The sequence below is a fragment of the Paracraurococcus ruber genome (assembly GCF_004353985.1).
Classification (GTDB): Bacteria; Pseudomonadota; Alphaproteobacteria; order Acetobacterales; family Acetobacteraceae; genus Paracraurococcus; species Paracraurococcus ruber.
In genome coordinates this window covers 1-8,804 of the sequence record NZ_SMOA01000228.1, presented here as the reverse complement: position 1 = coordinate 8,804, position 8,804 = coordinate 1, and the positions used below count along the sequence as shown (strand labels likewise).

Annotated in this window: 6 protein-coding genes and 1 pseudogene; 2 read left to right on the top strand and 5 right to left on the bottom strand. The window is 73.9% G+C overall.

From position 1 onward, the window contains the following. Positions 1 to 93: 93 nt before the first annotated feature. Positions 94 to 1,155 carry an alpha/beta fold hydrolase gene (locus E2C05_RS25090; protein ID WP_133222382.1) on the bottom strand — a complete coding sequence of 354 codons (1,062 nt, stop codon included), beginning with the start codon at positions 1,153 to 1,155 and terminating at the stop codon, positions 94 to 96. Positions 1,156 to 1,259: 104 nt separating this feature from the next. Between E2C05_RS25090 and E2C05_RS25085 the strand changes: the two are divergent. Beyond that, positions 1,260 to 1,826, top strand: a pseudogene (locus E2C05_RS25085) (NADAR family protein). 369 nt (positions 1,827 to 2,195) lie between these two features. On the opposite strand, the gene E2C05_RS25080 reads toward E2C05_RS25085, so the two are convergent. From E2C05_RS25080 to E2C05_RS25065, 4 genes are all read right to left on the bottom strand, one after another. Continuing rightward, entirely contained in the window at positions 2,196 to 3,053 is an 858-nt protein-coding gene (locus tag E2C05_RS25080) for an alpha/beta fold hydrolase (protein ID WP_133222381.1), read from the bottom strand. Between the two features lie 139 nt (positions 3,054 to 3,192). After that, a complete protein-coding gene (locus E2C05_RS25075; protein WP_133222380.1) occupies positions 3,193 to 4,404 on the bottom strand; it encodes a CaiB/BaiF CoA transferase family protein in 1,212 nt (403 codons plus the stop codon). 249 nt (positions 4,405 to 4,653) lie between these two features. Beyond that, positions 4,654 to 5,979 carry an SLC13 family permease gene (locus E2C05_RS25070; RefSeq protein WP_133222379.1) on the bottom strand — a complete coding sequence of 442 codons (1,326 nt, stop codon included), beginning with the start codon at positions 5,977 to 5,979 and terminating at the stop codon, positions 4,654 to 4,656. A gap of 177 nt (positions 5,980 to 6,156) precedes the next feature. Beyond that, on the bottom strand, positions 6,157 to 7,623 hold the full coding sequence (locus tag E2C05_RS25065) for a malonyl-CoA decarboxylase (RefSeq protein ID WP_200306116.1): 1,467 nt from the start codon (positions 7,621 to 7,623) through the stop codon (positions 6,157 to 6,159). Positions 7,624 to 7,890: 267 nt separating this feature from the next. Between E2C05_RS25065 and E2C05_RS25060 the strand changes: the two genes are divergently transcribed. Beyond that, entirely contained in the window at positions 7,891 to 8,574 is a 684-nt protein-coding gene (locus E2C05_RS25060; RefSeq protein ID WP_240046887.1) for a GntR family transcriptional regulator, read from the top strand. Positions 8,575 to 8,804 lie beyond the last annotated feature (230 nt).

Here is an 8,804-nt window from a genome sequence, read left to right as displayed (position 1 = left end):
GGCGGCGCGCCTGCCGGCGCGCCGTCGGGCGCAACGGGCCTGCCGGTCCGCCTCGCGCGCGGTCGCTGGCCGCGAGCGAGGCGGGCGCGCCCTTCAGGCCGCTGCCATCCGGCCAGCCCGCCGGCCGGTCGCATCCGGCGCTTCCGGCGACGCCGGCCCGGCGGCGCCCGATGGCGCCCTGCCCTGCCCCACCGACGGCGCCGCCGCGCCGCTGAAGAAGGCGCCTAGGGCACGGACCGACATCGCCTCCCGCGCCAGGTCGTAGAAGCCGCAATGGCCGCCACCGGCGATCGGCAGGGGCAGCACCGCCGGGCAGTCCGCCCAGGCGATGCCGTCCATCGACCCGACCGGCACCAGCGGATCGTCCGCCGCCAGCATCAGCAGGGTCGGGACGCGGATCCGCGGCAGGGCGGCGGCCGGCCGGTTCACCTCGCAGAACACGCCGTAGGACGGGTAGCCGAAGCGCGGCGCCGTCACCCGCGCCTCGAATTCCTGCAGGGACGTCGCTTCGCGCGCCGCCGCGCTCAGCCCTGGCGGCAGGTCGCGCGCCGGCACCGCCAGCACCTCCCTGCGGTACAGCGCCAGCAGCGCCCGCCCGAACAGCGGGTCGGCGTCGATCGCCGCATGCGCCAGTTCCGGCTGCAGCGGCGGGCCGACGGCGGCGCCGGCGACCAGGCGCGGCAGGCCCGGCGTCTCCGCCGCACGCGCCAGCAGCAGCAGGACCAGCGCGCCACCCAGCGACCAGCCGGCCAGCGCGACGCCGTCCCGCACCAGCGGTTCCGGCAGGGCGGCCAGCGCCGCCGCCAGGTCCTCCGACCGGCCGAGATGGTAGTGGCTGGTGCTGCGCGGCAGGCTCGGCCCGCTGCCGCGCAGGTTCAGCCGCAGCACGCGGAAGCCCCGGCGCAGCAGGCCGCGCGCCGCCTCCCGCAGATACGGGTCGTCCTCGCTGCCGGTCAGGCCATGCACGAGCACGGCCAGCGGCAAGGGGCGCGGCGTTTCGGGAAAGTGCAGCGCGGCGGCCAGGGCATCGCCATCCGGCAAGGGCAGCCACAGGCGATGCGCCGGCGGCAGCCGCGCCGCGATGGGCCACCGCAGGGCGCGCAGCGTCTGCAGGCGGCTGGTCAGCCAGGGTGGGCGCGGAAGGAAGGGCACCATGCCTGCGGCAACGCGGCACCGGGCAGAAAGTCGTCCGGCGGCCCGGGCCGGGGCCTGCGGCCTGTCGCATCCGGGCCGCTTGCGGCGGAGGTCGCGCCCGGAGCATGGCCCGGCGGTCGGATGATTTCATCCGGACGGGAACTGTCCTAGAGCATCGCCCCGCAACACAGTGTCAGGCGATGCCCGAGCGTTTCACCTTCTTCTGGCAGGCGGACAGCCCCTTCAGCCAGTGGCACACCGGGGCACCCTTCGAGAAGCACGGGCTGCGCTTCGCTACGGCCGAGAGCTGGACGATGTGGCGCAAGGCGCAGCTTTTCGGCGCGCCGCAGGCGCCGCTGGACGCCATCCTCGCCGCCCCGGCCGATGAGGCGCGACGGCTCGGCCGCCAGGTGCCCGGCTTCCTCGAGCCGGTCTGGCAGGTCGCCGCCCGGCCGCTGGTGGCGGAGGGCAACTACGCCAAATTCACCCAGAACCCGGCCGCGCTGCGCGCCCTGCTGGACACCGAAGGCACGACGCTGGTCAAGGCTTCTCCCTGAGACCGAGCCTGGGGCATCGGCCTCGGCGCCGAGGACGCGCGGGCGCAGGACCGCGCGCAATGGCGTGGCCGGAACTGGCTGGGCGAGGTGCTGACCGATATCCGCGACACGCTGCTGGCGGCGCGGACCCGCTGACGGATTTCGCCGGCGCAGGCAGCCGGGCCCGGGGCGGCGGCACGCGCCGCGACCCGCCCGCCGCCCCATGATCGGCCCCGCCGGTCGGCGCCGGGCCTTCGCCCCTGCGGCGGCTGGCCGGCAGGCGCGACGGTCCAGCCGGTCGGCATCGCCGGCCCGGCCTGGGTGCCGGCCCTGGGAGGCACCGCACCCCCGGCCGGCGTGCCGTCAACGGGCGGGTCGCGGCCGACCTATCAGGCGGATACCGGCGGCATGAAGGCTCCCGGCCTGCCGGGCGCCACCACATATGCGGCGTCGCCAAGGCTCGCGCCGCCAACCGCCCGGCGGTTGCAGGGCCGTCGATCGGTCACGATCGACGGGCCATCCGCATCAGCCGCCCGCACCCAGGCCCGTGCCGCGCAGGAAGGCCGCGACGAGGCCGATCTGCCCCGCCTCCATCAGCGCAGGCGCATGGCCGCAGCCGGGGATCTCCACCAGCCGCACGCCCGGCCGCGCCGCCATGGCGCGCGCCGTCTCCGGCAGCAGCAGGTCGCTGTCGGCGCCGCGCAGCAGCAGCACCGGCGCCGTGACCCGCTCCCAGAGCGGCGAGAGGTCCATGTCCTGCGCCGGCGCGCCGCGGAAGGGGAGCGCGATGGCGGGGTCGTAGTGCAGCGCCACGCCGCCGCCCGGCGCGGCCCGGGCGGAGGTCTCGGCCAGGTGGTGCCATTCGGCATCCGTCAGCGCGCCGAAGGGCGCATGGACGCGGCGCAGATGCGCCTCCAGCGCCGGCAGGTCGGCGAATTCCGTCGCCTGCCCCAGATAGTCGCCGATGCGGGCGACGCTGTCCTTCGGCACATGCGCGCCGATGTCGTTCAGCACCAGGCGGCGGATCGGGTTGCCGGGCGTCGCCGCCACCGCCATGCCGCAGATGCCGCCCAGCGAGGTGCCGACCCAGTCCACCGGCCCGTCCAGCCGCGCCAGCAGGTGCGACAGCGCGGCGACATAGGTGGGCGGGACATAGAGCGCCGGGTCGGGCAGGAAATCGGACCCGCCGCGGCCCGGCAGGTCGGGGCACAGCACCCGCCGTCCCGTCCCGGCCAGCGCCGCCGCCAGCGCGTCAAAGTCGCGGCCGTTGCGCGTCAGGCCATGGACGCAGAGCACGGGCGCGCCATCCTCCGGCCCCCATTCGGTCCAGGCCAGCGTGAAGAAGCCATGCGGCAGCATGAAGCGCAGCCGGTTGCGGCGCATATCGGAACCCCTGTTCGGTTCTGGTCGCCCCGCCCCGTTCGTTCGCGTGGGGGTGGCCGGTTCCGGCCCTTCCCGCCCAGCCTGCCCCCTGCCACCGGCGGGGGATTTGGCGCACCGCAAGCGGCGGCGCGCCGGTGCATCACCCTCCGGTGATGCCCTTCGCCTTCAGGCCGGCCAGCTCGGCCTCGCTCATCCCCAGCAGGCCCGACAGCACCTCCTGCGTGTGTTCGCCAAGGACGGGCGGCGCGCTGCGGTAGCTGGGCGGCGTCGCGGAAAGCTTCACCGGGTTGGCGATGACCTTCACGGTCTGGCCGGACCCGTGCTGCATCTCCAGCACCATCTCCCGCGCCTGGACATGCGGGTCGGCGAAGACCTGCTCCAGCGTGTTGATGGGGCCGCAGCCGATCTTCAGCGCCTCCAGCGCCTCGATCCACTCCGCGGTGGTCTTCGACCGCATCGTCGGCGTCAGCGTCGCCGTCACCAGGTCGCGGTTCTGCACCCGCGATGCGTTGGTGGCGAAGCGCGGGTCGCTGAGCATCTGCTCCAGGCCGAAGGCCTTGCAGAAGCGCTCGAAGGTGGGGTCATTGCCGACCGCCAGGATCAGGTAGCCGTCCCGGGTCGGGAATTCCTGATAGGGGGAAATGTTCGGGTGCTGGTTGCCGAGCCGCGGCGGGTTCTCCCCGGTCGCCAGGTAGTTCATGCCCTGGTTGGCCAGCCAGGCGACATGCGTGTCGAGCATGCCGATATCGATCTGCTGGCCCTGGCCCGTGGCGTTGCGGTGGTTCAGCGCCGCCAGGATGCCGATGCAGCCATAGAGCCCGGCGAAGAGGTCGGCGACCGGCACGCCCACCTTCTGCGGCGACCCGCCCGGCTCGCCGGTGAGGGACATGACCCCGCCCATGGCCTGGATCAGCGCATCATAGCCCGGCCGCGGGGCATAGGGGCCGGTCTGGCCGAAGCCGGTGATGGAGCAGTAGATCAGCTTCGGGAAGCGGTCCTTCAGCTGCTCGTAGCCGAGGCCGTACTTGGCCAGCGCGCCGACCTTGAAATTCTCCGCCAGGATGTCGCAGTGCTCGAGCAGCCTGAGGACCAGCGCCTGCCCCTCGGGCTTCGCCAGGTCGAGCGTGACCGACTTCTTGTTGCGGTTCACCCCGACGAAATAGGCGCTTTCCTTCGTGTTGGGGATGAAGGGCGGGGCGAAGCCGCGGGTGTCGTCGCCGGCCTCCGGCCGCTCGATCTTGATGATCTCGGCGCCCAGGTCGCCCAGCATCTGCGTGCAGGTCGGGCCGGCCAGCACGCGGGTGAGGTCGAGCACGCGGAGGCCCGCCAGGGGCCCTTTCGGTTCCTGCATCGTCTGCTCCCTTCGGGATCGTGTCGTCGCACCCATGTCATGCATCAGGCGGCCGAGGCTTCATAGGCGGGCGAAGCCGGGGAGTCATGCGGACGGCCCCTGGCCACGCCCCCGCCGGCCGAGGCGGGCAGCGGCCGCGAAGGGCGGCCGCCGGTCCGGCGAGCCAAGGCCGCATGATCGGGCGTGGGCAGGGGGAGCCGCGCGGGGCCGCCCCGACCGGCCCACGACCATGGCGGAAGGCCCCCGGCGTCACAGCCAGCCCGGCAGGATGAACATCAGCCAGGCGAGCGGCGGGCCGGCCAGCACGATGAGGATGCTGTAGATCAGGAATTTCCGATAGACGCCGTCCCGCTCCTCCGGCGCCGCATTGGCCACCACCAGCGCGCCATTGGTCGAGAAGGGGGAGACATCCACCACGGTGGAGGAGACCGCCAGCGCCGCCACCATCCCCGCCGTCCCGATCTGCCCCTGCAGCAGGAAGGGCACCGCCAGCGGGATGATGGCGCCCAGCACGCCGACCGAGGAGGCGAAGGCCGAGACCACGCCGCCGATGTAGCAGAGCAGCAGCGCCGCCAGCAGCGGCGTGCCGAGATCCGACACGCCCTGCCCGACGCTGTCGATGGCGCCCGATTTCTGCAGCACGCCGACATAGGTGATGACGCCGCCGACCAGCAGGATGGTGGACCAGCCGATCTTGTCCACCGCGCCCTTCTGCTCGTTCGGCGCCAGCAGCGTCAGCACCACCGCCACCGTCACCGCGACCAGCCCGACATTCAGGCTGAAGGCCAGCGCCCCCACCGCGAGCGCCGCCAGGCCGATGAGCGTCGCCCATTGCTGCAGGTCCAGCCGCGCCGCGGCGGCCTGGGCGGGCGCGGCGATGACCGATTCGGCGCTGGTGCCGAAGCCCCGCAGCGGCAGGTCGGGCGGCCCGTGCTCGTCGCCCGTCACGCTCGCCGGCACCGCCCGCCGCCCCAGCAGCGACCGGCCGCCGAAGGCGAAGAAGACGCCGGCGGCGCAGAGCAGGTTGTAGAACAGGCTGGCCAGGAACAGCGATGTCTCGCTCACCGGCAGGCCGGACCGCGCCACCACCTGGTTGGTGATGCCGCCATAGATCGAGATGGGGGAGAAGCCGCCGCCCTGCGCGCCATGGATGACCAGCAGCCCCATCAGCAGCGGGCTGATGCCGTAGCTGCGGGCGAATTGCAGCGCGACCGGCGCCAGGATGGCGCAGGCCGCGGGCGAGACGGCGCCCACCGCCGTCAGCGCTGCGGCGACGCCGAACATGATCCACGGGATGGCGGCGATCCGCCCGCGCACCGCCCGCACCGCCTGGTGGACCAGCCAGTCGATGGTGCCGTTCTTCTGCGCGATGGCGAACAGGTAGGTGATGCCGACCAGCGTGACGAAGAGGTCGCCGGGGAAGCCGGCGATGATCTGGTTGGCGGTCATCCCGACCAGCGTGGTGCCGATCAGGAAGGCCATGGCGAGGCCGAGCGCGCCCATGTTGATCGGCAGCGCGGTGGCGATGACGAACATCGCCACCAGCCCGAGGATGGCGGCGGTCTGGGGTGACATTCTTCCGGGTTCCTCCCGCCTCTGCGTCCGCGATGCGCCCCGGCCTTCGCAGGCGGACCGCGACCGCACCTGCCGGCCGCCCTGCTGGCGGGCCGGCCTCGTCCCTGTGTCCGGCGCACCGCCCAGCCGGGGCTGCGCGCGATCCTGGTGGGCCGGGGCTGGTCCCGGCCCCCGGGATCAGTTCGTCCTGGCTGGCGCCTTCTCCTCCCCGCCCAGCAGGCGGGAGAGGGCGGAGCGGGAGGCGGCGGGCGCGAGCCGCGGCAAGTTCAGCAGCCCGTCCACCTGCGCCGAGCGCACGACCTGGCCGGATTGCGCGAAGCGCTCGTGGTTCGCCTCGATCCGGTCGCGGTCATAGAGGTAGTTCACCATCACGCCATAGCTTTCCCGCATGCCGCGGGCGCCGGTATTGCCGAGGAAGTTGATCCGCTCCAACTGCGCGCCGTTGCCGAGGTGGAAGCGCGCCACCGGGTCGATATTGCCCATGCCGCTGTTGGGCCGCGTCAGGTATTGCGCCGCCAGCCGCAGCAGCGGGGCGCGCAGCGCCTCGCGGCGCGCCTCGTCCTCCCACCAGGCGCCCTCGGTCATGGCGGCCAGGTCGCGCGTGCCGAAGGCGGCGAGCTCCTCGGCGCGGAGCAGCCCGCCCTCCGGCGGCGCGGCGATCTGCCTCTCCACCCAGCGGCGGAAGCCCGGCACCGGCGACAGCGTGGCGAAGCGGGTCAGCTGCGGCAGCTCGGCCTTCAGCTCCTCCACCACCTGCTTGATGAGGAAATTGCCGAACGAGATGCCGCGCAGCCCCTCCTGGCAGTTGGAGATGGAGTAGAAGATCGCGGTGTCGGCATCGCGCGCGTTGCCCGGCCGGTCCTGCCGCGACAGCAGCGGCTGCACCGCCTGCGCCATACCCTGCACCAGTGCGACCTCGACGAAGATCAGCGGCTCCCCCGGCAGGGCGGGGTGGAAGAAGGCGAAGCAGCGGCGGTCGGCCTCAAGCCGGCGGCGCAGATCCTCCCAGCCCTGGATCTCGTGCACCGCCTCGTAGCGGATCAGCTTCTCCAGCACCGCCGCCGGCGTCTGCCAGTCGATCCGGCGGAGCTCGAGGAAGCCGCGGTTGAACCAAGAGGCGAAGAGGTGCCGCAGGTCGCTGTCCAGCACGCGCAGCGCCGGCTCGGCGCGGGTCAGCGGCGCCAGCTCCTCCCGCAGCGCGACCAGCGCCGCGGTGCCGCCCGGCGCCAGGTTCATCCGGCGCAGCAATTCCTGCCGCGGCGGCTCGGCCGCCTCGGCCAGCCGGGCGGCGCCATCGGTGGACGGGGCGGCCAGCCAGGCCTCGGCGGCGGCGCGCAGCTTCGCCTCGTCGGGGCCGAAGCCCTCGGCCAGGAAGCGGAAGAAAGCCAGGCGATCCTCGCCCTGCAGCGCGCAGACGCTGTCATGCAGGTCCCGCGCGACGGCGGCGCCGGAAGCCTCGCCGCGTTCCGACAGCAGCGCATGAGCCAGCCGCCGGGCGCGGTCCAGCGGCGGCAGGCCTTCGGCCGGCACATCGGCATAGGCGCGGCCGCGATCGGCGATGCCCGCCCAGAGCCGTTCCAGCCAGAAGCGCGTGCCGGCCAGGGTGCCGATGGTGGCGCTGTCCTGCGTCGCGGCATCCGACATGCGCATCCCCCTCATGTATTCGAAGAAAGTGTTTCACGCTGTTTCAGCATGCACAAGGGATTGAATTTGCCATCGCGGCATATTGACGGGGACCGAGCGGAGGTTCCGGACCCGCCTGGCTGCCGCGCGGCACCGCCCCGTGCATCGGCCGACGCGCCTCGGTCAACGCGCCCGGGCGGCCAGGGCTGCGCGCGGTCGGCGCTTGCTCGACCGCGACGGCGGCGGCGGGCATCATCGCCGCGGGCAGAGGGGGGCTGGGCGATGCCCGTGGGTGACAACGCACCGAAGGCGAAGCCGGTACCTTTGCCGGCCGCGACGCTGGCCGAGACCATCCGCATCGCGCTGGCGGAACAGATCATCGCCGGCCACCTTCCCCCGGGCAGCGAAATCGAGGAGCAGGAGGCGGCGGAGCGCTTCGGCGCGTCCCGCACCCCGGTGCGCGAGGCGCTGCGCGAACTGGCCGCCGCCGGCCTCGTCACCATCGAGCCGCGGCGGGGCGTGCGCGTCGCCGCCCTGACCATCGAGCGCCTGGGCGAGATGTTCGAGGTGATGGCGGAGACCGAGGCGATGTGCGCCCGCCTGGCGACCCACCGGATGACGGCGCCGGAGCGCTTCGCCCTGCAGGCCCTGCATGAGCGGTCGGAGGCGGCGGTCGGCGCCGGCGATGTCGGCGCCTATGACGCGCTGAACCGGGATTTCCACTCGGCCGTCTATCGCGGCGCGCACAACGCCTTCCTGGCCGAGCACGCCCAGGCGCTGCGCCTGCGCCTTGCCCCCTTCCGCCGCGCGCAATTCCATGGCGCGGACCGGCTGCGGCGCAGCTTCGCCGAGCATGAGGCGGTGCTGCGCGCGGTGCTGCGCGGCGACGGCGAGGCGGCGGGGCGCGAGATGCGGGCGCATATGCTGACCGCCGGCGCCAGCTTGGCGGCGACCATGCGCGGGCCGGGCTGAGGCTTTGCGGCCCGCTGCCCCCGGCACGGGGCGCGGCCGGCCACCCTGCCAGCCGCGGGCCTGCCCGGGCGGATCGGCGATCCCGCCGCGCGGCGGGCGGTCGGCCGCGCCGGGGCCAGGTATTCGCCCGCTCGCGGCAGGCCGCCGCCTCGGCGATGCGCGCCGCCCGCGTCGCCGGCCGTTTCGCCTGCGCCAGCCACGCCGGATTCGCCCGGCGACGGGACGGCGGG